The organism is Prescottella sp. D32 (assembly GCF_037287305.1).
GTDB lineage: Bacteria > Actinomycetota > Actinomycetes > Mycobacteriales > Mycobacteriaceae > Prescottella > Prescottella equi.
On record NZ_JARBSW010000001.1, the window covers coordinates 1,072,901 to 1,095,901 of the forward strand.

Consider the following 23,001-nt stretch of genomic DNA (forward strand, 5'->3'; position numbering starts at 1 on the left):
TTCGGTCGACGTGAACGCGCGGGCACACCCATGCTGGCGTGCGCATCCGACTACGAGGCTAGTCACCGGCGGGCGGTATCGGGACTGGTCGATCGGGGAGGTGGACCTGGCCGAACGGTCAGGGGACGGGCCGGATGCCGGCCTCGCCGGCCAGGGCGGCCGCCTCGGCGCGCGTGGCGACGTCGAGTTTGCGCAGAACACCGGCGACGTGGAACTTCACGGTGCTCTCGCTGACCCCGAGGCGTTCGGCGATGGCCCGGTTGCGGCGGCCGGCGACCAGATGCCCGAGCACCTCGAGTTCTCGCGGGCCCAGGTCGGTGAGGGCGTGGTGCGTCGGAGGCGCGGTGGTCCGGGTGCGCAGCGGCAGGGTCGCGACGACCCGTGAACCCCAGCCCGGCGTCGACTCGGTCGTCAGTGTGCCGTCGAGGGTCTCCACCCGCGGACGGAGCTGACGCTCGAGGTCCGTGGCGTCGGCCAGTCCGCGCCCGTCGTCGCGGATGTCCACCACCAGTTCGGATTCCGAGCAGGTCCAGGCCACACGGATCCGGCTGAGTCCGTTCTGCGTGGACAGCGACAGGACGGCGCCCCGCACCACCGCGCGGGCGCCGTGCGCCACCTCGCCGGGCACGGCGCGGCCGTCGACCGCGGGCTCGACGAGATCCAGTTCGAGGTCCCGGTGCCGGAGCAGTCCGCGGAGTTCGCCGCGCAGACGGGCGAAGGCGGTGACGACGGATTCCTCGGCCAACTCGCGGTGCGTGTCGACCGTCGTCCGCAACCGGATGAGCGCGCCCGACGCCGCCTCCCGTGCCGCCGCCCGGGCCCGGGTGTCGTCGAGGTCGCCGGACCGCAGCGTCGCCAGCAGCGTCTCGAGCGTCGTGGCATGCACCTCGGTGAGTTCGGCGACGGTGCGAGCGCGTTCGGCCGAAGCGGCGCGGGATTCCGCGAGATACGCGGGGCTCGCGCCCTGCACCTGCAACTGGATGCCGGTGGCGACGATGCCGAACATCGACCGGACGGACTCGAGCGGCGCGGTCCGTGACAGCGTGCCCGACGGGACGATCACGAGCAGTGTGTCGGTGCGGTCGAGGATCGCGTACACCTCGCGCGGACGTCCCGCGATCTCGGCGCGACCGCGGAACGTCCGGCCGTGATCGAGATCTGCTCGCAGGGAATCCAATTCGGCGATCGTCACCCGGTCGACGATCGCGGGATCGCCGGCGACCTTGCGGGGACGGCCCGTGCATTCGCGAGTGAAGATCACCAGCGCGGTGTGCGGCACGGCGTCGGCCAGCACGGCCGAGAACCGGCGACCGATGTCGGAGAGACGGCCGACCAGGACGTCACGCAGACCGTCCAGTACCGCGTCCGTTCCGGTCTCGCTCACGTCGCCACGATATCGCTCCCGGTGTCCGCCGGATCCTGGGGCGCACGGTCCGAGCCCGAGCAGTCCAGTGCGCGGTTACTGGACTGCTCGGCCCCCGGTCGGGCCGAATCCGTCTCGGCGCGCCGCTCCGGTGTGGCCGGGGAGGCGCCGTCGTCGAAGATTCCCGCCAAAGGTGCTGCAGGCCGGAATTGTTCGAGGTGAAACGGCGATCCCTGCCGTTCCTTGGGCATGTAGCGGTAGACGAAAGCGGCGAGAGCGGCGATGGCAAGGAAGGTGATCAGGGTGCTCATGTCGACCAGTCTGGGAAACGATTGGCTTTGAAATGAAGGGCCAGAACGGGCACGCTGGACTGCATGATGATGCATGCACTGAGCGCGCGGTCGCTGGCTCGTGATCTCGGGGCCTGGCACGACAACGGGGGACGGAGGGCGTCCCGCCCGGCGTACCGTGCGCTCGCCGACGGGATCCGGCTGTTGGTGCACGACGGCCGGGTTCCGTTGGGGTCGGCGCTGCCGAGCGAACGGGAACTCGCGGCCGAGCTCGAGCTGAGCCGCACCACCGTCACCTCGGCGTACGCGGTGCTGCGCGACGAGGGCTACGTGCTGAGCCGGCAGGGGTCGCGGACTACCGTTGCACTGCCTGATTCGGTGAACCGTGCTGCGGCGCAACAGCGACCACGCCACCTTCCGCCGTCCGACGAACCGCTCGTCGATCTCAGCTACGCGGCCATGGTGGCGCCCGTCGCGGAGGTCGAGGAAGCCTACGGCGCTGCGCTGCACGAGCTTCCCCCGTTCCTGTCGACGCACGGCATGGAGCCGGTGGGCATCGCGATGCTCCGGGAGGCCGTCGCGGCCCGGTATCGTGCGCGCGGTCTGGAGACGTCCACCGACCAGATCATGATCACGTCGGGCGCGCAGCATGCGCTGCGGCTGCTGCTCGGGGTGCTCACCGCGCCGGGCGAGCGGGTTCTCGTCGATCACCCGACCTACCCCAACGCGCTGGAAGCGATCAGGCGGGTCGGGGCACGCCCGGTCCCGGTGCCCGTGCGTCCCGAGGGCGGTACGTCGCGTGGCTGGGACCTCGACGCGATTCGTGGGGCCGCGCGACAGACCGCCGCTCGGATGGCGTACCTGCTGCCTGACTTCCACAACCCGACCGGGCTGTGCCTCGACGAGCTGGGGCGGGCGGAACTGGCGCGCATCGCCCGCGAGACCCGGATGACGCTGGTGGTGGACGAGACGATGGTGGACGTCTGGCTCGACGGACCCCCGCCGCCGCCGGTTGCCGCCCTGGCCCGCGACACGTCCGGTGCCGACGTGGTGACGGTCGGCTCGATCTCCAAGTCCCACTGGGGTGGCATGCGGGTGGGGTGGATTCGGGCGAATCCGGAGCTGATCGCCCGGCTCGCCGGCTCGCGCTCGGCCCTCGACCTCGGCACCCCGGTGATGGACCAGCTGGCCGCGGCCCACCTGCTGGCGCTGGGCGACGAACCGATCGCGGAGCGCCGCGCACTGCTGCGGGTACAGCGCGCCGCGATGCTCGACGAGTTGTCGGCGCGGCTGCCGGACTGGGTGCCGACCGTCGGGTCCGGCGGCATGTCGCTGTGGCTGCGGATGCCCGCCGCGGTGTCGACGGCGCTGGCTGCGACCGCGCCGAGTCACGGCGTGGTGCTCGCGGCCGGCCCGCGCTTCGGTGTCGAGGGTGCCTTCGAGCGCTTCATCCGGCTGCCGTACGCACGCCCGGTGGACGAACTCCGACGGGCGGTGGCCGGTGTGGCGGCGGCGTACTCGGCGCTGGGTGTCGGCACCGAGGCCGTGGAACCGGCCCTGGTGGTGTGACGACGGTGGTGGGCAGGGCCGCCGAGGCCCCCACCCACCACCTTGCCGGTCAGGCGATCAGGAGCCGAACGGCGCCGTCAGCGAGCCCGGCGAGGGCAGTTCGAGGGAGCCGATCGCGCTCCCGGATCCACCGCCGGCGACCACGATCGTGGCATCCGCGGACAGCGACGGACGGAAGGTGCCGTTACCGACGTACCGGGCGGCCACGTTATGCGATCCGCCGGTGAAGACGTGGGACAGGGTCGCCGTGCCGTCGATCACCGGAGCCTCACCGACCACGACACTGTCGACGAGGAACGCGACGTTGCCGCCGTTCGGGTTCGGGGTGACCGTGGCCGAGAGTTGCACCGCCTCACCGGCGTCGGCCGTCTCGGGAGCTGTCACCTGCGTGGTCGTGACGTTGCCGGTCTGCTCGCCGACCGCAATCGTGGCGAGCGGGCCGCCACCGCGGTTCAGCGGCGCGGAGTCGTCCTTGGCGTCCTTGGGGACACAGCGCGTGGGTGCCCACTGGTTGCCGCCCAGAGCCACCGCGAGAGCGAGGAAGGTGTTGTAGTTGCCCTCGTCGCCCAGGTTCGCTGCGCTGCCGCCGGTCCGCAGCTTCGGGGTGATCTCGCCACCGGCGCCCGCGGTGAGGGTGACGTCGATCGCCGGCAACTGGAACCACGTCGAGCCGTCGGAACTGGGCGTGCCGTTCAGATAGTTCTTCGTCTTCTCGGCGACGATGCCGCCCTGGCTCTTCTTGTCGGCCTTGGGGCTGTTGCCGATCACCTCGTTGTCGCCGGACAGGCGCAGGATCGTGCCGGCCGGGTCGGGTTCGCCGCTCTCGTTGATCCGCAGCACGTTCGCGGGGGTGCCGGAGATGCCGATGCCGCTGCCTGGGACCACCTCTGCGCCGACGAAAGTTGCGTTGTCCGGAAGCTGGTAGTCCATCTTCATGCGGGAGACGTTCGTCGTGGTGGCGATGCTCTCCTTGTCCGGGAAGGCGGACGGCGCCGGCTGGATTCGGTAGGTGAACGTCTCACCCGGATCGACCCGGGCGGGGCCGTCGACGGTGAACACGTGCTGTGCGACCTTGTCGACGGTGAGAATTGCCGCGGCGCGGCACTGGGCGTCGAACGGGGTGGTCGTGGTGGCGGCCGAGGCCGGGGATCCCGACAGCACGAGCCCGGCTGCGAGGCCGGTCGCGCACAACGGGGTGAGATATCGCCTGGTCGAATTTTCGGTCATGCTGCGTTCCTTGACATTCGAAGTAGGGGAGGGAGTGGGACCGTTCGGTCAGGAGCCGAACGGCAGCGTGAGCGAGCCGAACGACGGCAGCTCCACCGAGCCGGTTCCGCCGCCGGGGCCGACGACCGTGACGGCGGCTGCTGCCGACGTCGACGGGTTGGCCGCGATGTGGCCGCTGTAGCGCGCAGTGACCTGGAACGTGCCGGCGTCGGTGAAGGTGTGACCGATCGAGGCGAAGCCGTTCACGACCGAGACCGGATCGCCGACGGGGGTGTCGCCGACGTAGAACTGCACGGTGCCTCCGTAGGGCGCCGGGGCGACGTTCGCGGTCAGGGTCACCGGGATACCCGGGATCGTGGCTGCCGGGGCGGTGACCGTGGTGGTGGTGTCCCCGGGCTGGGCCGCCGAGATGCTCAGCGGTGCAGGCGCAGACGTCGACGTGACGAAGCCGGTGCCCGTGAACACCGCCGTGACCGAGTGTTCGCCGGCTTCCTCGAAGATGTGTGCGGCCGTGGCGACACCGTCGACGACCGGCACCGGTGCGCCGAGCGGCGTGCTGCCCGAGAGGAACTGGACGGTTCCGTCGGCCGGCAGCTGCGCCGTGACGGTCGCGGTGAGCGTGACCGGCTGACCGGCCCGGCCGCTGTTGGGTGCCAGCAGGGTGGTGCTGGTGGCCAGATCCTTGTGCTGCACCTCCAGCGGGGTGTCCGCCGAGGTGGACGGGGCGAACCCGGTGTTGCCGGAGAACCGCGCGGTGACGGTCCGGGTGCCGGCGTGCAGGAAGGTCGCCTTGATGCTGGCGGTGCCGTCCGTCAGGATCGACGTTGCCGTGCCGAGCAGGTCGTCGCCGTCGTAGAAGCTCACCTTGCCGTTGGTGCGGATCGGCAGAATCCCGCCGGACTGCAGGGACACCTTGGCCTTGAGAGTGGCCTGGACGCCGGTCTCGACGGGGGTGTCGTTCGGCAGGATCTCGACGACCGTGGCCACGTCCTGCTCGACGGCCGTGATGGTCCCCTGGGTGCTGCTCGCCGCGGCGGTCTCGGTGACGCCGGTGATCTTGCCGCCGCCGAGGTACTGGACGGAGACGGTGTGCGGCCCGGCGGTCGTGAACGTGTGCTTGAGGGTGGCGAGTCCGGTGCTGCCGGCCTTGATCTGCGCCCCCGTCTCGACCCCGTCGACCAGGAACTGGACCATGCCGCCGTTGACACCCTTGTTGGCGTCGACGCCGAATGTCTGTGACTTGAGGTCGATCTCGATACCGGTCTTGATCTGGGTCGGCATGGTCAGATCGACACGGGTCGCGAACTCGGACGGCCCGGGGTCGTCGGCGAGCAGGACGGGTGATCCGGTCGGCGGGTTCTGCGCGGGTTCCGCCGTGGCACTTCCCGTGAAGAAGAGCAGGCTGCCGGCAGCCGCGGCCGCCGTCGTGAGCGCTGTTCGGCGCCATCGGTTCGTCATGGATGAGACTCCTGGATTCGGAATGCGAACGTTCTCGATTGGGGAGTGGAACGTGTTTCACCTAACACGCATTCGAAACCCGGCATAAGCGGAATTTACGCTTGATCGATCAAGGCGCAACTTGAACGACCGTCCGGATTGTTTGTTGTGAAATCGACTGTGCCGGAGGGTTACTCGAGAGTAATTAGCGGGAGAAAAGAAGTGGGACGCCACGGAGGTGGTAGGGCTGCCAGGGGTCCGTCCCGCTCCGAGAACGAGTTGCAGAAATGCCGACGGGCCGGACACTCGAGGTGTCCGGCCCGTGGTGACTGTCGTCGGTGGCGAAGGTCGATCGGCGGAGATGAGCCTCCGAGCCGTGAAAGGTGCTCAGCGCCAGAGAGTGTCGACATCCGTGGCCACCCGTGCGGGCGGCTGCGGCGTGGTCGTGGGGGTCCGCGAGAAGCGGGGTGCCGGGGCGTGCTGGGTGACCCCTTCGAGTTCGATGATGCTGCCGCGGGCCGCGATGTGCGGATCGTTCGGTGCCTCGGTGAACGTGAGGACCGGCGTCGTGCAGGCATCGGTCCCGTCGAAGATCTTGGTCCACTCGTCGCGGGTCTTGCTCAGGAACTTGTCGGTGAGGATCTGGCGCAGTTCGGGCCAGCGGCTCGCGTCCTGCTGGCCGGGCAGGGCCGCCGGATCCAGCTCGAGGCCCTTCAGCAGTTCGGCGTAGAACTGCGGCTCGATCGCGCCGACCGCCATGTACTTGCCGTCGGAGGTCTCGTAGGTGTCGTAGTACGGGGCGCCGCCGTCGAGGAAGTTCACGCCGCGCTCGTCCGACCACATGCCGATGCGGCGGAAGTTCCAGATGATGTGCGACAGCGCGAGGGTGCCGTCGACCATCGCCGCATCGATGACCTGCCCCTTGCCCGACGTCTGACGCTCGACGAGCGCAGCGAGGAGACCGAACAGCAGGAACATGGAGCCGCCACCGAAGTCGCCGACCATGTTCAGCGGCGGCACCGGGCGCTCGCCCTTGCGTCCCACCGCGTGCAGGACGCCCGTCAGCGAGATGTAGTTGAGGTCATGGCCCGCGGACTGCGCGAGCGGACCGTCCTGGCCCCAGCCCGTCATGCGGCCGTAGACCAGACGCGGGCAGCGTTCCAGGACGACGTCGGGGCCCAGGCCCATGCGCTCCATGACGCCCGGACGGAAGCCCTCGATCAGGATGTCGGCGCGCCCCAGCAGCTCGACGACCTTCTCGACGTCGGCAGGATTCTTCAGGTCGGCCTCGACGACGCGGCGGTTGCGCGCGGTCTGATCACCCACCTGGCCCTCCGCCGGCAGCATTCCCGCGCGCTGGACCCGCACCACGTCGGCGCCCAGGTCCGCGAGCAGCGTCGCGGCGTGCGGGCCCGGTCCGATTCCGGCGAATTCGACGACGCGGATGCCCGTCAACGGGCCCTTCCGCTCAGCTCCTGCGGTAGTCACGTAATTCCTCCTGAGTGATGGTCGAACCTCCGTTCCTGTGACGGTAACCCGTCCCGTACGCCGGTTGTGGTCCGGGTCACGGAGCTGCGGTGACTTGTCGCCGACCGCCGTCGAGGCGCACAGTTGACGACATGGCCTTCCCCGGAGAACTCGTCGCGTTCCTGGCCAGTACCGATCTGGACGTGTCGTCGATGTTCTACGTCGACACCCTGGGTCTGACGGTCACCGAGCGAACCCCGTTCGCACTCGTCGTCGACGGGGGCGGCGGAACGGAACTGCGCGTCACCCTCGTGCAGTCGAAGGCCGACACCGGCTACACCGTCCTCGGCTGGCGCACGGCGGATCTGTCCGCGACCGTCGACGAGCTCCGCGCGAAGGGCGTCGACTTCCTGCGCTATCAGGGCATGGACCAGGACGATCACGCCGCGTGGACCGCGCCCGACGGCACCCGGGTCGCGTGGTTCCACGATCCGCACGGCAACGTGCTCTCGATCCACCAGCCGCCGAGCTGAGCGGGTGGGATTCGTCGATGCCGCCGGCGCGCGGCTGCACTACGAGGAGCGCGGCGCCGGGGAACCGCTGGTGCTGCTGCACGGCAACAGTGAGAACCTCGGGTACTTCGCGGCGCAGGTGCCCGTCTTCGCCGAGCGCTACCGGGTGCTCGCGCTCGACACGCGTGCGCACGGCGAGTCCACCCGCGGCGACGGGCCCCTCGATTTCGCACGCCTGTCCGAGGACGTGGAAGCGGTGCTCGACGCCCTCGGTATCGAGAGCGCGCACATCCTCGGGTACAGCGACGGCGGGAACACCGCGCTCACCCTGGCGCTGCGCGACCCACGTCGGGTGCGTTCGCTGATCGTCAACGGCGCCAACCTCGATCCGCACGGGCTCGGTGCCCGGTTCCGGATTCCCGCGACGCTCGCGTGGCTGGCAGCGGGGGCGATCGCGCCGCTGTCGGCGAAGGTCCGGCGGCACCGGGAACTGCTCGAGCTGATGGTTCGGCATCCGCACATCCCGGTCGACGCGCTCTCCACGATCGGGGTCCCCACGCTCGTGATCGTGGGGGAACGCGACGCGATCCCGCGCCGGCACACCGAGCTGATCGCGCGGTCGATCCCCGACGCCGAACTGATGTACGTCCCGGACGCCGGACACGCGTGCGCCGAGCAGCGACCCGAGGTGTTCAACGCGGCGGTGCTCGACTTCCTGGCGCACGTCGAGGCGCACGACTGACCGGCTACAGCAGCTGCGCCGCGACGAAGCCCGCGAGCAGCACCGCGAACGCGCCCACCTCGCCGACGACGAGTGCGATCATCGCCACACGCAGCGCGGCGTCGGGGCGCTCGAACTGGTTGGTGGTGTCGCGGCGGGCGCCGTGTGCGATGTAGCTGCCGATGGCCGCGACGAAGAAGAACACCAGGATCCCCGCGCACGTCGCGTTCACGGCCGTCGGCCAGTCGCTGAGCTCGACGAAGACCGACACCAGCAGCGTGGCAAACGAATACATCAGTGCCGAGCGGTGCGCGATGTCGACGTACGGGTGCGCGAGATGATCGGGCGACGTCGCCATCTGCCGGTACTTCCACACACCGAGCAGCAGGGCCAGCAGGAAGATCAGCCCCGCCGCGAGCAGCGTCAGGCGGGTGTCGAGTCCCAGGGTCATCGCGACAGTATGCCCAGCGTCGACCGCATATAGTCCGAGCCATGCCCCTCGAGATTCCTTCTGACGTCCCCGCCCGCATCGGCACCCCGCTGAGCCCGAGCGCGACCCGCGTGATGCTGCTCGGCTCCGGCGAACTGGGCAAGGAAGTGATCATCGCGCTGCAGCGGCTGGGTGTCGAGGTGATCGCCGTCGACCGCTACGCCGATGCGCCGGGGCACCAGGTGGCGCACCGCGCGCACACCGTCGACATGGGTGACCGCGAGCAACTGTTGCGGCTGGTCGAGGACGAGCGCCCGCACTTCGTGGTGCCCGAGATCGAGGCCATCGCGACGGAGGCCCTCGCGGAGGTCGAGGAGCGCGGTCTGGCCGTCGTCATCCCCACCGCCCGCGCGACGCAGCTGACGATGAACCGCGAGGGCATCCGCCGTCTCGCCGCCGAGGAACTGGGTCTGCCGACGTCGCCGTACGCATTCGCCGACTCCCTCGACGAAGTGCGGGCCGCCACCGAGCGGATCGGCTTCCCGTGCGTGATCAAGCCGGTGATGTCGTCGTCGGGCAAGGGGCAGTCCGTGGCCCGCAGCGCCGACGACCTCGAAAAGTCCTGGGAATACGCCCTTTCGGGTGGCCGCGTGAACAAGGGGCGCGTGATCGTCGAGGGTTTCGTCGACTTCGACTACGAGATCACCCTGCTCACCGTCCGCGCCGTCGACGGCACCCACTTCTGCGAGCCCATCGGGCACCTGCAGGACTCCGGCGACTACATCGAGTCGTGGCAACCGCAGGCGATGAGCCCCGCCGCGCTCGCGGCCGCGCGCGACGTGGCCGAGAAGGTCACCACCGCGCTCGGCGGCCGCGGCATCTTCGGCGTCGAGCTGTTCGTCAAGGGTGACGACGTCTACTTCTCCGAGGTGAGCCCGCGCCCCCACGACACCGGTCTGGTGACGCTGCGCTCGCAGCGGTTCTCCGAGTTCGAACTGCACGCCCGCGCGATCCTCGGCCTGCCGGTCGACACCACGCTCGCCGCACCCGGTGCGTCCGCGGTGATCTACGGCGGTGTCGAAGCGGTCGGCGTGGCGTTCGAGGGCGTCGCCGACGCGCTGGCGGTACCGGAGACCGACCTGCGGCTTTTCGGCAAGCCCGAGGCGTTCACCCGTCGCCGGATGGGGGTCGCGGTGTCCACCGGACCCGACGTCGACACGGCCCGTGAGCGGGCCCGCGAGGCGGCCTCGCGGGTGCGCGTCGTCGTACCGGAGTGAGCGGGCCGGCGTGAGCACCGGGGTCCTGGTCCTGCTCGGGCTGGTGATGCTGGTGGGGCTGGTCGGCATCGTGGTGCCGATCCTGCCGGGCACGCTGCTGATCGCCGGAGCCCTGCTGGTGTGGGCGATCCTCGACGCCACCGCCGCCGGGTGGGCCGTGTTCGCGGTCGCGATGTTGCTGCTCGTGGCATCGGGTGTGGTGAAGTACGCGTGGCCGGGCAGGCGCATGCGCGACGCCGGTGTTCCGGGCCGGTCGGTGATCTTCGGCGGCCTGGTGGGGATCGTCGGGTTCTTCGTCGTCCCGGTCGTCGGGCTGCTGCTCGGTTTCCTGCTCGGAACCTACGTCGCCGAGGCCGCTCGGCACCGCACCCACCGCGACGCGTGGACCTCGACGGTGCACGCCACGAAGGCCGTGGGCCTGTCGATCCTCGTCGAGTTGTTCGGGGCGCTGCTCGCCGTCGGGCTGTGGCTGGGCGCGGTACTGGCGCTGTGAGTCAGGCCGGGCAGCGGTACCACTCGCGTGCGTTGCCGCCGAGCACCGCCTCGAGATCGTCCCCGACGGCGTCGGCGATGATGTCGACGTCGGCGGCCTCGAAGGCGCGGCGGGCGCGGGTGCCGGGTAGGTCGGTGCCGAACATCAGGGCCTTCGGGTTGACGGCGTGGATCTGCCGGAGGACGTCGCCGACGTCGTCGATCGAGGTCCGCCCGAAGCCGGTGGCCTTCACCTTGGCGCCGCGGTCGACGAGGTTGAGCAGGTACCGCAGCCCGCGTGTCGACATCCCCAGGTGGTCGATGCTGACGGCCGGCAGCTTCGCGAACACCGGTTCGAGCGACAGCAGCAGCGTCGCGTCCACGTAGAACTCGGCGTGCCAGCCGGCCAGCTCGTACGCGCGCAGGGCCTGCGTCGTGAGGACCTGCACGTCGGTGGCGCTGCGCCGGAGGTTGAACCGGATGCCGCGCACCCCGGCCCGGTCGAGTTCGAGGATGTCCTCGTCGGTGGCGTCGGGATCGAGATGGGTGACACCCACCCAGCCCTCGCCGAGTTCGCGCAGCGCCGCCAGCAACTGCGGACCGCCGAGCGTGCCCTGGTACGACGCCGTCACCACCGCACCGCCGTCCACCCCGAACCCGGCCATCCGGGCGCGGTAGTCGTCGATCGTGAACGGATCGGGCAGGTACCCGTTGTTCTCCACCAGCGGGAACCGCGGGTCGATGATGTGCACGTGCGCGTCAAACACGTGTTCATCATGCCCCGCGAAAAGCTGAAGGGTCCCTTCGTACGCTGACAGCGCACGAAGGGACCCTTCAGCTGGGGAACGGAAAATCAGGCCTTGTGCGGCTCGCTGGCGCGGAGCATGTCCTCGCGCTCGACGACCTTGATGCGCTCGCGGCCCTCGGGCTCGCCGAGGGAACGCTCGTGGGCGTCGAGGCGGTACCAGCCCTGCCACGTGGTGTACGGGACACCCTTGCCTTCGAGGAACTCGATGATGGCGTCCTCGGCCGGCTCGGCCGCACCCGCGAAGTTCGGTGCGTCCTCGAGCAGGCACGCGATGGTCTCGTTGGCGTCGCCCTTGGTGTGGCCGATCAGGCCGACGGGGCCGCGCTTGATCCAGCCGGTGACGTAGGTGCCGTCCATGTGCTTGCCGTCGTCGCCGATGACGCGTCCGGCCTCGTTGGGCACCGTGCCGGCCTGGTCGTCGAACGGGATCGACGGGATGTTCTGCGACAGGTAGCCGACGGCGCGGTACACGGCCTGGACGTCCCAGTCGTTGAACTTGCCGGTGCCACGGACGTTGCCGGTGCCGTCGAGTTCGGTGCGCTCGGTGCGCAGACCGACGACCTTGCCGTTCTCTCCGAGCACCTCGTGCGGGGACTCGAAGAAGTGCAGGAACAGCTTGTGCGGGCGGTCGCCCTGGTCGCGGATGGCCCAGTCCTGCAGCGTGTTGGCGACCATGTCGACCTGCTTGGAGCTGCGTCGAGCGATCTCGGAGCCCTCGTCGTAGTCGATGTCCTCGGGATCGACGATGACCTCGATCGTGGGGGAGTGGTCGAGTTCGCGCAGCTCCAGCGGCGTGAACTTGGCCTGTGCCGGGCCACGGCGGCCGAACACGTGGACCTCGACGGCCTTGTTGTTCTTGAGGCCCTCGTAGACGTTCGCGGGGATCTCGGTGGGGAGCAGTTCGTCGCCCGTCTTGGCGAGCACGCGGGCGATGTCGAGCGCGACGTTGCCGACACCGAGGACCGCGACCTTCTCGGCCTCGAGCGGCCAGGTGCGCGGGACGTCCGGGTGGCCGTCGTACCAGGACACGAAGTCCGCGGCGCCGTACGAGCCGTCCAGATCGATGCCCGGGATGTTCAGGGCGCGGTCGGCGTTGGCGCCGGTCGAGAAGATCACCGCGTCGTAGAAGCGGCGCAGGTCCTCGAGGGTGATGTCGGTGCCGTAGTCGATGTTGCCGAGCAGGCGGACCGCATCCTTGTCGAGCACCTTGTGGAGGGCGGTGATGATGCCCTTGATCCGCGGGTGGTCGGGTGCGACGCCGTACCGGATGAGCCCGAACGGGGCCGGCATCCGCTCGAACAGGTCGATGCTCACCTCGGTGTCGGACTTCATGAGCGCATCGGCGGCATAGATTCCGGCGGGGCCGGCACCGACGATGGCCACGCGCAGTGGACGAGTCTGGTCAGTCATCTGAGGCGAACTACCTTTTCGATTGGACGGACGTACGTGTGCTTGCGACACGAATGCGTGAGGCTCCAGCTTAAACTGAGCCCCGCCTTACTTGGGGTGTCGCGGAGCGGGGGCGGGTGTGAATTCCCGGGAGTTCACGGTGTCCCCGCCTTCATGCTAGAACCCGACGACTGCTCGCACCTCATGGTCGGGGGGTCGGCGCACCGCCGGTACTGCGCTCGAGGTTGAGGGGGCACAAACGAGATTTGTGCCCCGCGTTGTGTGGGACCCGGGTGCACGCCGCGGGTGCGGACACGCGAAACTTGCAGGTATGAGCGACGAGCACGCCCCTGTCGACGATCCCTCGCGGACCACGGCCAAGCCGTTCATCCTCGCGGTGTCAATAGTTGCGATCCTGATGATCGGAATCGTCGTCTCGGCGCTGCTGCGGCCCGCCGACGAGAGCCGGTCCGACGCCGACCGGCTGAACGCGTCAGCCACCGACTTCGTCCGCGCGAGCAACAACGACGACGCCGAGGCACTCGATCGCATGGTGTGCGACGGTTTCGCCGAGGATCGGTCACCGATCGCCGGGCGCGAGGGCGAGGTGGTCGTCGAGGCGCTCGACAACGCCGTCGTCGACGGCGACTCGGCGACCGCCGACGTCCGGATCTCCGCGAAGGACGACAAGGGCGCGACGACCTCCACGTGGACGTTCGTGCTGGGCGACGACCGCTGGCTCGTCTGCGACTGACGCGCCCGACGGCCCGGTTCACGGGTTTCGCACGATCCGCGTGCTAGCCCCGATCGGACTCTGTGGAAAGCTGGAGCGGTGAGCTACGCAGGTGACATAACGCCGCAGCAAGCCTGGGAGCTGCTGCGCGAGCATCCGGAAGCCGTGCTCGTGGATGTGCGGACCGACGCGGAATGGCGATACGTCGGGGTCCCCGACACGTCGGCCATCGACCGCCGGACCGTGCTCATCGAATGGGTGAGCTACCCCACGGGTGCGCGCAACGAGTCCTTCGTCGACCAGCTCGTCGAGGCCGGGATCGTCGGTGGCGCCCAGGATGGAACTGTCGGCACCGACGACGCGCGACCGGTGATCTTCCTGTGTCGCTCCGGCCAGCGGTCCATCGGTGCGGCCGAGGCCGCGACCGCCGCCGGGATCGGGCCGTCGTACAACGTGCTCGACGGCTTCGAGGGTGGACTCGGCCCGGACGGCCGCCGTGGCACTTCCGGTTGGCGGGCCGTCGGCCTGCCCTGGACGCAGTCGTGAGCGCGATCCCGCAGGGCGGCTCCTTCCGCAAGCAGCTTCCCGAGTCCGTCCGCCCGGCCACCCTCGGCGTCCGCGGCGGCACGCTGCGCTCCGGTTTCGAGGAGACGTCCGAGGCGATCTACCTCAACTCGGGCTTCGTGTACGAGTCCGCGGAGGCCGCGGAGCAGGCGTTCACCGGCGAGGTCGACCACTTCGTCTACTCCCGCTACGGCAACCCCACCGTCAAGATGTTCGAGGAGCGGCTGCGGCTGCTCGACGGCGCCGAGGGCTGCTACGCGACCGCGTCGGGCATGTCCGCGGTGTTCACTGCGCTGGCCGCGCTGCTCGGCCAGGGTGACCGCCTCGTCGCGGCCCGCAGTCTCTTCGGTTCGTGCTTCGTGGTGTGCAACGAGATCCTCCCGCGGTGGGGCGTCGAGACCGTCTTCGTCGACGGCGAGGACCTCGACCAGTGGGAGCAGGCGCTGTCGGTGCCGACCACGGCCGTGTTCTTCGAGACGCCGTCCAACCCGATGCAGACCCTCGTCGACGTCCGCAAGGTGTCGGAGATGGCGCACGCCGCGGGCGCCAAGGTGGTCCTCGACAACGTCTTCGCGACGCCCATGCTGCAGCGCAGCATCGACCTGGGCGCCGACGTCGTCGTGTACTCGGGTACCAAGCACATCGACGGTCAGGGCCGCGTCCTCGGCGGCGCGATCCTGGGCCCGAAGGACTACATCGACGGCCCGGTGCAGCAACTGATCCGGCACACCGGCCCGGCGCTGAGCCCGTTCAACGCGCACACCCTGCTCAAGGGCCTCGAGACGATGCCACTGCGCGTGGGTCACTCGGTGGACAGCGCACTGCGCATCGCACGGTTCCTGGAGTCCGACCCGGCGGTCCGCTGGGTGAAGTATCCGTTCCTCGCGTCGCACCCGCAGTTCGAGCTGGCGACGTCGCAGATGAGCGGTGGGGGCACGGTCGTCACGTTCGAGCTCGATTCGGCCGACGGTGAGGGCAAGAAGCGTGCCTTCGAGCTGCTGAACAAGCTGCGCGTCATCGACATCTCGAACAACCTCGGCGACTCCAAGTCGCTCATCACCCATCCGGCCACCACCACGCACCGCGCGATGGGGCCGGAGGGGCGTGCCGCGATCGGCCTGTCCGACGGCGTCGTGCGCCTGTCGGTGGGCCTCGAGGATCCGGAGGATCTGCTGGAGGACCTGGCGCAGGCGCTGCGCTGACACGCACGGAAGGGGTTGGACCATCGAGGTCGTACTGCTGGGCACCGGCAGTGCCGACGGGTGGCCCAACCCCTTCTGCGTGTGCGCGTCGTGCCACGTCGCCGCCGAGCGCGGCGAGATCCGCGGGCAGACCGCGGGCCTGATCGACGACGCGATCCTGCTCGACTGCGGGCCGGACGTCCCCCGCGCCGCCGTGCGCGCCGGACGCTCGCTGGCCGACGTGCGACACCTCCTGCTCACGCACGCCCACCCCGATCACCTGAATCCGGCGGCGCTGCTGTTCCGCTCGTGGGTGCGCCGCGACCGCCCACTCGACGTGGTCGGCCCGGCCGATGCGCTCGACCTGTGCCGCGACTGGGTGGGGCCGGACGATCCGGTGCGGTTCGTCCCTGTCGTCCCCGGCGACCGAATCATGCTGGAGGGCTACACGATCCGGGTCCTCGCGGCCGAGCATCGGGTGTTCCGCGACGGGGACAGCGTGCTCTACGACATCACCGGTCCTCACGGCGACCGCGTGCTGTGGGCCACCGACACCGGGCCGCTGCCGGGGTCGACGCTGGAGGCGGTCCGGGATGCCCGCTTCGATGCGGTGTTCCTGGAGGAGACCTTCGGCACGCGCACCGATCTCGGTGCCGGACACCACGATCTGACGACGTTCCCGCGCACCCTCGCCGCGCTGCGCGAGGCCGGGGCGGTCACGGACACCTCCGACGTCGTCGCGGTGCACCTGAGCCACTACAACCCGCCGACGCCCGAACTGTCGGATCGACTGGCGCCGTGGGGTGCTCGCGTCGTGGACGACGGAACGACTGTACCGGTCGGCGAACCCGTCGTGCGATCCGGGCATGCGTCGCGCACGCTGGTCCTCGGCGGGGCGCGTGCCGGCAAGTCGACGTACGCCGAGGCGCTGCTGGCCGCCGAACCCCGCGTCACCTACCTGGCGACCGGGGGTGTCCGGGAGGGCGACCGGGAGTGGGCGCAGCGGATCGCGCTGCACCGGGCCCGCCGGCCGCCGGGGTGGACAACGGTCGAGACCTCGAATGTTGCGCAGGCGCTGCGAAACGCCCGGGAGCCGGTGCTGCTGGACTGCCTCGGCACCTGGCTCACCGCGCGCCTGGATCACCACGGTGTGTGGACCGGCGGCGACTGGACTGCCGTCGACGCCGACGTCACGGACCTGCTGGGTGCGCTGCGCCGGGCGACGGTGCCCGTCGTCGCGGTCAGCAACGAGGTGGGCAGTGGCGTGGTGCCGCCGACACCCGCGGGCCGACGATTCCGGGACCTGCTCGGGAGGGTCAACTCCGCGGTCGCGGCCGAGTCGGAGTCGGTGGTGCTGATGGTGGCGGGCGTGCCGACGTCGCTGCGCTGACGCCGAACCGGATGCGCGGGTCCGCCGCGCGCAATAGCCTGGCATCGGGGCCGCTCCCGGGGGATGCCCGATTAGAGGTGTTCATGGCATCTGTTCAGGGTCAATGTGATTCGGCGTTCAGCGGTGTTCGCGAGGTATTCGAGGAGAGCTTCGCGGAGGGGCAGAACCTGGGCGCCGCAGTGGCCGTGTACGCCGACGGCCGCCCCGTTGTCGATCTGTGGGGCGGCGTCGCCGATCGGCGGACCGGGCGCAGGTGGTCGTGGGACACCCCGTGCGTGGTGTTCTCGTGCACCAAGGCGGTGACGTCGGCGGCGGCACTGCTGCTCGTCGAGCGCGGCTACGCGAGCCTCGACGACCCCGTCGCCGACTGGTGGCCGGAGTTCGCCCGCCACGGCAAGGGCGGCGCCACCCTCGAACACCTGTTGACCCATCAGGTGGGACTACCGGCCTTCGACGGGCCGGTGACGGTGGCGCAGGCCGCGGACCCCGTCGCGATGGCCGACCGATTGGCCGGGCAGCACCCGGAATGGGAGCCCGGCACCGACTTCGGTTACCACGCGCTCACGTTCGGGTGGCTGCTCGGCGAACTGGTCAGACGGCACACCGGTGCGACGGTGGGGCAGTTCGTGCAGGAGGAGTTCGGTTCGGATCTGTGGATCGGGGCCCCGGCGGGGACGATCGCGCGGGCCGCGCGGATCAGCGTCCCGAAGCGGGGCGAGCCGAAATCCGAGCTGACCGACATCGCCACCCAGACCAGGATCGGCGCGGCGTACGGGGAGCCGGGTTCGCTGATCTTCCGGGCCACCGCGAATCCGGCCGCGTCGTACAACGACCCGGTGCTGCTCGGCGGCGGTTGGCCGGCCGCCGGGATGGTGACCACGGCCCGCGCCCTCGCCCGCTTCTACCGGGATCTGGTGCACGGGGTGACGTTGAGTCACCGGACGCTGGACGACGCGATCCGGGTTCGGGTGCGCGGACGCGACCGGGTGCTGCTCACCGACAGTGCGTACGGGCTCGGGTTCATGCGCCCCGCCCAGAGTTTCGAACTTCCGGACGTGGCTTCCGATGCGTTCGGGCACCCGGGTGCGGGTGGCGCTGTCGGGTTGGGCGACCCCGGCAGCGGGCTCGCGTTCGCGTTCGTGCCGAACCTCAAACGCGACTACTTCGCGGGCGACCGCCGAGCGCACCGGCTGGTCGAGGCCGCGTATGCGGCGATCACGTGAGACGCCGGGGTCAGAACGGATTCGCGGTGCGTCCCACCAGGTCGGCAACCGAGTCGAGCACGAGTGTCGGGCGGTACGGGAACGTCTCGACGGTCTGCCGGGTGGAGATGCCGCTCAGTACCAGGATGGTCTGCAGACCGGCCTCGAGGCCCGAGACGACGTCGGTGTCCATCCGGTCGCCGATCATCAGCGTGTTCTCCGAGTGCGCCCCGATCGCGCGCAGTGCCGACCGCATCATGAGCGGATTCGGCTTGCCCACGTAGTACGGTTCGCGTCCCGTCGCGCGGGTGATCAGCGCCGCGACCGAACCTGTTGCGGGGAGGGAACCCTCGCGGGACGGGCCGGTGGCGTCGGGGTTGGTGGCGATGAACCGCGCGCCTCGCTCGACGAGCCGGATCGCGGTCGTGATCGCCTCGAACGAGTAGGTGCGGGTCTCGCCGAGCACGACGTAGTCGGGGTCGTTGTCGGTGAGCACGTAACCGATCTCGTGCAGCGCGGTCGTGAGCCCCGATTCGCCCACCACGTAGGCACTTCCGCCGGGACGCTGATTCTTCAGGAACGTCGCCGTCGCCAGGGCCGACGTCCAGATCGACTTCTCGGGAATGTCGAGTCCGCTGCGCAGCAGGCGCGCCCGCAGATCGCGGGGGGTGCGTATCGAGTTGTTGGTCAGCACGATGAACGGCGTGCCGGCCTCCTGCAGCTCGGTGAGGAAGGCGTCGGCGCCAGGAATGATGTGCTCTTCGTGGACGAGAACTCCGTCCATGTCCATGAGGTACGTCCAGCCGGGGTTCCGTTCGTCGGTGCTCACGGATCCAGTATCCGTCATGCCCCGATCGCCGGACCGAGCACTGCCCACGAGTCCCGCATCTCGGCCTCGAACACGCCCCACGTGTGGCTACCGACATCCCGGTAGACGACCGTCGCGGGGATCCCGAGCGAGCGCAGCCGGGCGTCCATCACCGCGGTGCAGCGCATCGTGATCGACTCCAGCAGGCCGCCGACGAGGCCCTGCGGAATCGCGATCAGTGGGTCGAGGCGATCGATCGCACCGGGCATCCCGGATGCGGCGGACAGGAACAACACCTTGCCCCGCAATCGTTCTGCCTGCACCACCGGGTCGTGCTCGATCCATTGCGGTCCGCCGCCCGGTCCCCACATGTTGTTGACATTGCCGCCGCCGCGCACCTCGACCATCGAGCGAACCATCGCCTGCCCGTTGAAGTCGCTGGTGCCCGCGCACCCGCTGTACGACCCGACGGCGCGGTAGACGTCGGGTGCCTGGATCGCGAGGTCCAGCACCGGACCGGCAGCCATGGACACCCCGCCGAGCGCGTTGACGCCGGTGGTCCCGAACTGGCGGTCGATCACCGGCGGCAACTCCCTGGTGAGGAACGTCTGCCACTTGTTGCGCCCCAGCACGGGGTCGTCGGCGTCCCAGTCGGTGTACATCGAGTACTTGCCACCCACCGGAAGCACCACGTTGACGTGTTTGTCCGCGAAGAAGTTCGTGACGTCGGTGTTGTTGTACCAGGACACGCCGTCCTCGCCGCCCGTGATTCCGGTGAGCAGGTAGAACGTGGGTGCGGGACCGCCCCCGGTGGGATGGATGACGTCGCTGGTGACCACCCGGTCCATCGAGGGTGAGTACACCGATATCCGGGTCACCCGATCGCTCACCTGGACCGTCCCGGCCACGTACGCGACGTTCGACGGCGCGGCCCGCGCGGTGAGCGTCGCGCCGAGCAGCGAGGCCACCAGCACCCCGACGAGAGTGAGTGAGTGCAGGATCCGGTGCCGGGCACCGTCCCTCGCCCCAGAGCTTCGCATCGCGCACCTCCGGCCGAAAGGCCTGAATTGCTTTCTGGCTGAATGAAGCTCACGACAGCATATCCGTGGACGCCGTGTCGGCGCGGGGCTTCCGGGCCCCGGCGGGACCTAGGGGGTGCATTTTGCGCCCGTTCGGTCTTGGATGTTCGATATGGACGGCAACCGAACCCCCGATCCGGCCCGCGTCGTGGCCGGATCCGTCGCATTTCTCGGCGACGCGCTGCGCTACGCGGCGGGCACCACGCTCGATCTCGCTCGCCGAGTGCCCGGGGTGGACGCCGGTCTGGCCCTCCTCGAGTCGCGGGGCGCCGAAACCCTCCGGGCGGCGGACGCCGTCGTCGACCGCGTGCTGCGGGAGGTGGTGCGCCGGGTGGTCGCCGCCGCGCTCGCCGAAGTGGACATCACCGCGGTGGTCCGCGAGCACGTCGACCTCGATGCGATCGCGGAGGGCATCGACATCGAGCGGATCGTCGACCGCGTGGACATCGAGCGGATCGTCGACCGCGTGGACGTCGACGCGATCGCCGCCCGCGTGGACATCGCGCCGATCCTCGACCGCGTGGATGTCGACGACGTGGCCGCGCGCGTGGACATCGAGCGGATCGTCGACCGCGTGGACGTGAACGCTATCGCCGCCAAGGTGGACGTGGACCGGATTGCCGCCTCGGTCGACGTCGACGCCGTGATCGGGCGGGTCGACCTGGTCGGGCTGTCCAACGAGGTCATCGAGGGCGTCGACCTGCCGCGGATCATCCGGGAATCGACCAGCACGATGTCGACCGAGGCGGTGCGGGGCGCCCGTTCGCAGGGGATGGCGGCCGACGACGCCGTCGCCGGCTTCGTCGGCCGCCTGTTCGGTCGTGAGGAACGTGAGGGTCGTGAAGGTGACGAGGCATGACCGAACTCCGTCGCCCTGATCCGGAGCACCGGCCGGCGGGCATCGTCACGCGTGGCCTGGCCGCGCTGATCGACATCGGGGTGGTGCTGTTCCTGATGGGCGTGATCTACATGGGGCTGACCTTCACGCGATTGTTGTTCTCACCGCAGGAGTTTCGGTTCCCGCAGGCGCAGTTCCTGCTGTCGGCGACCACGTTCGTGGCGCTGTCCGTGCTGTATCTCACGGTGTGCTGGTCCACCAGTGGCCGCACCGTGGGGGCGGTCGCCATGGGGCTGCGCCTGGTCAGCCGCAACGGACAGCTCGTCCGCTTCCCGCGGTGCGCGGCCCGCGCCGTGCTGTGCGTGCTGTTCGGCTTCGGGCTGTTCTGGGTGGCCGTGGACCGGAGGAGACGCTCGCTGCAGGACATCGCGTTGCGGACGTCGGTGGTCTACGACTGGAAGCCGGATCCGCATCTCGTCGAGCATCACTGACACCGGAGTCTGCGCCCCGGCAGTGACGCGGGGCATACTCGAAGCCACAGCGAATCGGGCAGACGATCGGAGAACCGGTGGTACAGGGATTGAAGTTGGGGTTGAAGGCGTCCGCGGAGCAGTTCGGGCCGCGCGATCTGGTCGAGCTCGGCGTGATGGCCGAGGAACACGGCCTCGACAGCGTCACCGTCAGCGACCACTTCCAGCCCTGGCGGCACAACGGTGGTCATGCCCCGTTCTCGATCGCGTGGATGACGGCGGTCGGCGAGCGCACCCAGCGGCTACAGCTCGGTACCTCGGTGATGACCCCGACGTTCCGCTACAACCCGGCAGTGGTGGCGCAGGCGTTCGCGACGATGGGCTGCCTGTACCCGGGGCGCGTCATGCTCGGTGTGGGTACCGGTGAGGCGCTCAACGAGATCGCCACCGGTTTCAAGGGCGAGTGGCCGGAGTTCAAGGAGCGGTTCGCACGGCTGCGCGAGTCGGTGCAGCTGATGCGCGATCTGTGGACCGGCGACCGCGTCGATTTCGAGGGCGAGTACTACAGCACCAAGGGCGCGTCGATCTACGACGTGCCGGAGGGCGGCATTCCGGTCTACATCGCGGCCGGCGGCCCCGTGGTCGCGCGGTACGCGGGCCGCGCGGGCGAGGGCTTCATCTGCACGTCCGGCAAGGGCATGGACCTGTACACCGAGAAGCTGATCCCTGCGGTGAAGGAGGGCGCCGAGAAGGCGGCCCGCAACTTCGCGGACATCGACCGGATGATCGAGATCAAGATCTCGTACGACACCGATCCGGCGGCGGCACTGGAGAACACCCGATTCTGGGCACCGCTGTCGCTGACCGCGGAGCAGAAGCACAGCATCGACGACCCGATCGAGATGGAGGCCGCCGCCGACGCGCTGCCGATCGAGCAGGTCGCCAAGCGGTGGATCGTCTCGTCGGATCCGGACGAGGCCGTCGAGATGATCAAGCCGTACCTCGATGCGGGCCTCAACCACCTGGTCTTCCATGCGCCGGGCCACGACCAGAAGCGCTTCCTCGACCTGTTCGAGCGGGATCTCGCGCCGCGTCTGCGCGCGCTGGCCTGACGCCGGTTCCGCCGGGAGCGGCCTCTAGGCTCGTTCCCATGGAAGCGAGTGAAGAAGTCCGGGCGGCGGCACACCGAATCGGTGAGGTCTTCGGTGTGTCGCCGCAGGTGTTGCGGTTCCGGGCAACCGTCGATCCGGACGGCGACGGCGAGGAGCCGGCGGAGGTGTCGATCGCGGTCGGCGACGGCTGCCCCGGCCCGGGCTACGCGTCGTACGCGACGCTCGACATGGTGCGCTTCCCGACCAACGTCACGACCGACGACGGCCGTCCGATCCGCACCGAACTGATCACCGTCGGCCGCGCCGACTACCGGCTGCTGTCCGACGTGCTGGCGCAGTGCGCGTTCCAGGTGGCGTCCGGATCGCTGCACGTCACCCCGAACACCATCGTTCCCAACGCCGTTCACGCGGCGGATCCCGGTCGGTCCACCCGGCACGTGCTGCTCGTCGTGCCGTTCATCTGGGGCACGCTCGAGATCCTCGTCGACCGCGAGGAGGACGTGACCACGTGGCTGCAGGCCGTGCCGATCACCGACTCCGAGCTGCAGTTCGCCTCGAAGTACAGCACCGACGAACTGTTCGAGCGACTCGAAGCCGCGGGCGCGGACGTCTCCGACATCGACCGCCCGTCGGTGGTCTGACCTCACACAGCCACACAGCGGC

24 protein-coding genes are annotated in these 23,001 nt (G+C 69.7%); 14 read left to right on the plus strand and 10 right to left on the minus strand.

Annotated features, from left to right (window positions below; genetic code table 11):
- Window positions 1-118 precede the first annotated feature (118 nt).
- Entirely contained in the window at window positions 119-1,384 is a 1,266-nt protein-coding gene (locus PSS76_RS04825) for a helix-turn-helix transcriptional regulator (protein ID WP_064077287.1), read from the minus strand.
- Complete coding sequence (locus tag PSS76_RS04830; protein WP_005517805.1) at window positions 1,381-1,674, minus strand: hypothetical protein; 294 nt, start codon at window positions 1,672-1,674, stop codon at window positions 1,381-1,383. The genes PSS76_RS04825 and PSS76_RS04830 overlap by 4 nt, the downstream gene beginning before the upstream one ends.
- Window positions 1,675-1,737: 63 nt before the next feature.
- On the opposite strand from PSS76_RS04830, the gene yczR reads away from it, so the two are divergent.
- Window positions 1,738-3,222 carry a MocR-like transcription factor YczR gene (gene yczR / locus PSS76_RS04835; protein WP_084847612.1) on the plus strand — a complete coding sequence of 495 codons (1,485 nt, stop codon included), beginning with the start codon at window positions 1,738-1,740 and terminating at the stop codon, window positions 3,220-3,222.
- A 57-nt stretch (window positions 3,223-3,279) separates the two neighbouring features.
- On the opposite strand, the gene PSS76_RS04840 is transcribed toward yczR, so the two are convergent.
- From PSS76_RS04840 to PSS76_RS04850, 3 genes are all read right to left on the minus strand, one after another.
- Window positions 3,280-4,449, minus strand: a complete 1,170-nt coding sequence (locus tag PSS76_RS04840) for an Ig-like domain-containing protein (RefSeq protein ID WP_022597762.1) — start codon at window positions 4,447-4,449, stop codon at window positions 3,280-3,282.
- 48 nt (window positions 4,450-4,497) lie between these two features.
- The gene (locus PSS76_RS04845; RefSeq protein WP_013417121.1) at window positions 4,498-5,907 is read right to left on the minus strand and encodes an Ig-like domain-containing protein; all 1,410 of its coding nucleotides are present in this window, start codon (window positions 5,905-5,907) and stop codon (window positions 4,498-4,500) included.
- A gap of 366 nt (window positions 5,908-6,273) precedes the next feature.
- Window positions 6,274-7,374 (minus strand): CaiB/BaiF CoA transferase family protein, encoded by a 1,101-nt coding sequence (locus PSS76_RS04850; RefSeq protein ID WP_044991398.1) that lies wholly within the window; start codon window positions 7,372-7,374, stop codon window positions 6,274-6,276.
- Window positions 7,375-7,505: 131 nt separating this feature from the next.
- Here PSS76_RS04850 and PSS76_RS04855 point away from each other — a divergent pair, with 131 nt between their 5' ends.
- The gene (locus PSS76_RS04855; protein WP_005517814.1) at window positions 7,506-7,886 is read left to right on the plus strand and encodes a VOC family protein; all 381 of its coding nucleotides are present in this window, start codon (window positions 7,506-7,508) and stop codon (window positions 7,884-7,886) included.
- A 4-nt stretch (window positions 7,887-7,890) separates the two neighbouring features.
- Window positions 7,891-8,607 carry an alpha/beta fold hydrolase gene (locus PSS76_RS04860; RefSeq protein ID WP_337455934.1) on the plus strand — a complete coding sequence of 239 codons (717 nt, stop codon included), beginning with the start codon at window positions 7,891-7,893 and terminating at the stop codon, window positions 8,605-8,607.
- A 4-nt stretch (window positions 8,608-8,611) separates the two neighbouring features.
- Here PSS76_RS04860 and PSS76_RS04865 read toward each other — a convergent pair whose 3' ends face one another.
- Window positions 8,612-9,037, minus strand: coding sequence for a hypothetical protein (locus PSS76_RS04865; RefSeq protein ID WP_064057633.1), 426 nt, complete (start codon window positions 9,035-9,037; stop codon window positions 8,612-8,614).
- Window positions 9,038-9,078: 41 nt separating this feature from the next.
- On the opposite strand from PSS76_RS04865, the gene purT reads away from it, so the two are divergent.
- Both purT and PSS76_RS04875 read left to right on the plus strand, forming a co-directional pair.
- On the plus strand, window positions 9,079-10,293 hold the full coding sequence (gene purT, locus PSS76_RS04870; RefSeq protein ID WP_022597750.1) for a formate-dependent phosphoribosylglycinamide formyltransferase: 1,215 nt from the start codon (window positions 9,079-9,081) through the stop codon (window positions 10,291-10,293).
- Window positions 10,294-10,303: 10 nt separating this feature from the next.
- Window positions 10,304-10,786 carry a DUF456 domain-containing protein gene (locus PSS76_RS04875; protein ID WP_013417117.1) on the plus strand — a complete coding sequence of 161 codons (483 nt, stop codon included), beginning with the start codon at window positions 10,304-10,306 and terminating at the stop codon, window positions 10,784-10,786.
- Between the two features lies 1 nt (window position 10,787).
- Here PSS76_RS04875 and PSS76_RS04880 read toward each other — a convergent pair whose 3' ends face one another.
- Together PSS76_RS04880 and PSS76_RS04885 are read right to left on the minus strand one after the other, a co-directional pair.
- Window positions 10,788-11,531 carry an amidohydrolase family protein gene (locus PSS76_RS04880; protein WP_005517820.1) on the minus strand — a complete coding sequence of 248 codons (744 nt, stop codon included), beginning with the start codon at window positions 11,529-11,531 and terminating at the stop codon, window positions 10,788-10,790.
- 86 nt (window positions 11,532-11,617) lie between these two features.
- Window positions 11,618-12,982: an FAD-dependent oxidoreductase gene (locus PSS76_RS04885; RefSeq protein ID WP_005517822.1), complete on the minus strand. Its 1,365-nt coding sequence runs from the start codon at window positions 12,980-12,982 to the stop codon at window positions 11,618-11,620.
- Between the two features lie 310 nt (window positions 12,983-13,292).
- Between PSS76_RS04885 and PSS76_RS04890 the strand changes: the two genes are divergently transcribed.
- The 5 genes from PSS76_RS04890 to PSS76_RS04910 all read left to right on the plus strand — a co-directional run bounded on the left by PSS76_RS04890 (window position 13,293) and on the right by PSS76_RS04910 (window position 18,052).
- Window positions 13,293-13,715 (plus strand): Rv0361 family membrane protein, encoded by a 423-nt coding sequence (locus PSS76_RS04890; protein ID WP_005517838.1) that lies wholly within the window; start codon window positions 13,293-13,295, stop codon window positions 13,713-13,715.
- 78 nt (window positions 13,716-13,793) lie between these two features.
- Entirely contained in the window at window positions 13,794-14,240 is a 447-nt protein-coding gene (locus PSS76_RS04895) for a rhodanese-like domain-containing protein (protein ID WP_069855927.1), read from the plus strand.
- Window positions 14,237-15,460: an O-succinylhomoserine sulfhydrylase gene (locus tag PSS76_RS04900; protein ID WP_069855926.1), complete on the plus strand. Its 1,224-nt coding sequence runs from the start codon at window positions 14,237-14,239 to the stop codon at window positions 15,458-15,460. The genes PSS76_RS04895 and PSS76_RS04900 overlap by 4 nt, the downstream gene beginning before the upstream one ends.
- Window positions 15,461-15,482: 22 nt before the next feature.
- The gene (locus PSS76_RS04905) at window positions 15,483-16,829 is read left to right on the plus strand and encodes a bifunctional adenosylcobinamide kinase/adenosylcobinamide-phosphate guanylyltransferase (RefSeq protein ID WP_069855950.1); all 1,347 of its coding nucleotides are present in this window, start codon (window positions 15,483-15,485) and stop codon (window positions 16,827-16,829) included.
- A gap of 83 nt (window positions 16,830-16,912) precedes the next feature.
- Window positions 16,913-18,052: a serine hydrolase domain-containing protein gene (locus tag PSS76_RS04910; RefSeq protein ID WP_337455938.1), complete on the plus strand. Its 1,140-nt coding sequence runs from the start codon at window positions 16,913-16,915 to the stop codon at window positions 18,050-18,052.
- A 10-nt stretch (window positions 18,053-18,062) separates the two neighbouring features.
- Here PSS76_RS04910 and PSS76_RS04915 read toward each other — a convergent pair whose 3' ends face one another.
- Both PSS76_RS04915 and PSS76_RS04920 read right to left on the minus strand, forming a co-directional pair.
- Window positions 18,063-18,878, minus strand: a complete 816-nt coding sequence (locus PSS76_RS04915; protein ID WP_005517846.1) for an HAD-IIA family hydrolase — start codon at window positions 18,876-18,878, stop codon at window positions 18,063-18,065.
- Complete coding sequence (locus PSS76_RS04920; protein WP_005517848.1) at window positions 18,875-19,879, minus strand: alpha/beta hydrolase; 1,005 nt, start codon at window positions 19,877-19,879, stop codon at window positions 18,875-18,877. The genes PSS76_RS04915 and PSS76_RS04920 overlap by 4 nt, the downstream gene beginning before the upstream one ends.
- Window positions 19,880-20,030: 151 nt before the next feature.
- Between PSS76_RS04920 and PSS76_RS04925 the strand changes: the two genes are divergently transcribed.
- From PSS76_RS04925 to PSS76_RS04940, 4 genes are all read left to right on the plus strand, one after another.
- A complete protein-coding gene (locus PSS76_RS04925; protein ID WP_037084904.1) occupies window positions 20,031-20,777 on the plus strand; it encodes a hypothetical protein in 747 nt (248 codons plus the stop codon).
- Window positions 20,774-21,247: an RDD family protein gene (locus tag PSS76_RS04930; protein WP_005517851.1), complete on the plus strand. Its 474-nt coding sequence runs from the start codon at window positions 20,774-20,776 to the stop codon at window positions 21,245-21,247. Before PSS76_RS04925 ends, PSS76_RS04930 begins: the two co-directional genes overlap by 4 nt.
- A 77-nt stretch (window positions 21,248-21,324) precedes the next feature.
- On the plus strand, window positions 21,325-22,338 hold the full coding sequence (gene fgd, locus PSS76_RS04935; protein WP_005517853.1) for a glucose-6-phosphate dehydrogenase (coenzyme-F420): 1,014 nt from the start codon (window positions 21,325-21,327) through the stop codon (window positions 22,336-22,338).
- Between the two features lie 38 nt (window positions 22,339-22,376).
- Complete coding sequence (locus PSS76_RS04940; RefSeq protein WP_084968485.1) at window positions 22,377-22,979, plus strand: suppressor of fused domain protein; 603 nt, start codon at window positions 22,377-22,379, stop codon at window positions 22,977-22,979.
- The last annotated feature ends 22 nt before the right edge of the window (window positions 22,980-23,001 follow it).

What these genes read in the sequence shown, in the direction of transcription:
- PSS76_RS04830 (WP_005517805.1), bottom strand. Translation starts at nt 1,674, where the DNA reads ATGAGCACCCTGATCACCTTCCTTGCCATCGCCGCTCTCGCCGCTTTC.
- yczR (WP_084847612.1), top strand. Translation starts at nt 1,738, where the DNA reads ATGATGATGCATGCACTGAGCGCGCGGTCGCTGGCTCGTGATCTCGGG.
- PSS76_RS04840 (WP_022597762.1), bottom strand. Translation starts at nt 4,449, where the DNA reads ATGACCGAAAATTCGACCAGGCGATATCTCACCCCGTTGTGCGCGACC.
- PSS76_RS04845 (WP_013417121.1), bottom strand. Translation starts at nt 5,907, where the DNA reads ATGACGAACCGATGGCGCCGAACAGCGCTCACGACGGCGGCCGCGGCT.
- PSS76_RS04855 (WP_005517814.1), top strand. Translation starts at nt 7,506, where the DNA reads ATGGCCTTCCCCGGAGAACTCGTCGCGTTCCTGGCCAGTACCGATCTG.
- PSS76_RS04865 (WP_064057633.1), bottom strand. Translation starts at nt 9,037, where the DNA reads ATGACCCTGGGACTCGACACCCGCCTGACGCTGCTCGCGGCGGGGCTG.
- purT (WP_022597750.1), top strand. Translation starts at nt 9,079, where the DNA reads ATGCCCCTCGAGATTCCTTCTGACGTCCCCGCCCGCATCGGCACCCCG.
- PSS76_RS04885 (WP_005517822.1), bottom strand. Translation starts at nt 12,982, where the DNA reads ATGACTGACCAGACTCGTCCACTGCGCGTGGCCATCGTCGGTGCCGGC.
- PSS76_RS04890 (WP_005517838.1), top strand. Translation starts at nt 13,293, where the DNA reads ATGAGCGACGAGCACGCCCCTGTCGACGATCCCTCGCGGACCACGGCC.
- PSS76_RS04910 (WP_337455938.1), top strand. Translation starts at nt 16,913, where the DNA reads ATGGCATCTGTTCAGGGTCAATGTGATTCGGCGTTCAGCGGTGTTCGC.
- PSS76_RS04915 (WP_005517846.1), bottom strand. Translation starts at nt 18,878, where the DNA reads ATGACGGATACTGGATCCGTGAGCACCGACGAACGGAACCCCGGCTGG.
- PSS76_RS04920 (WP_005517848.1), bottom strand. Translation starts at nt 19,879, where the DNA reads ATGCGAAGCTCTGGGGCGAGGGACGGTGCCCGGCACCGGATCCTGCAC.
- PSS76_RS04925 (WP_037084904.1), top strand. Translation starts at nt 20,031, where the DNA reads ATGGACGGCAACCGAACCCCCGATCCGGCCCGCGTCGTGGCCGGATCC.
- PSS76_RS04930 (WP_005517851.1), top strand. Translation starts at nt 20,774, where the DNA reads ATGACCGAACTCCGTCGCCCTGATCCGGAGCACCGGCCGGCGGGCATC.
- PSS76_RS04940 (WP_084968485.1), top strand. Translation starts at nt 22,377, where the DNA reads ATGGAAGCGAGTGAAGAAGTCCGGGCGGCGGCACACCGAATCGGTGAG.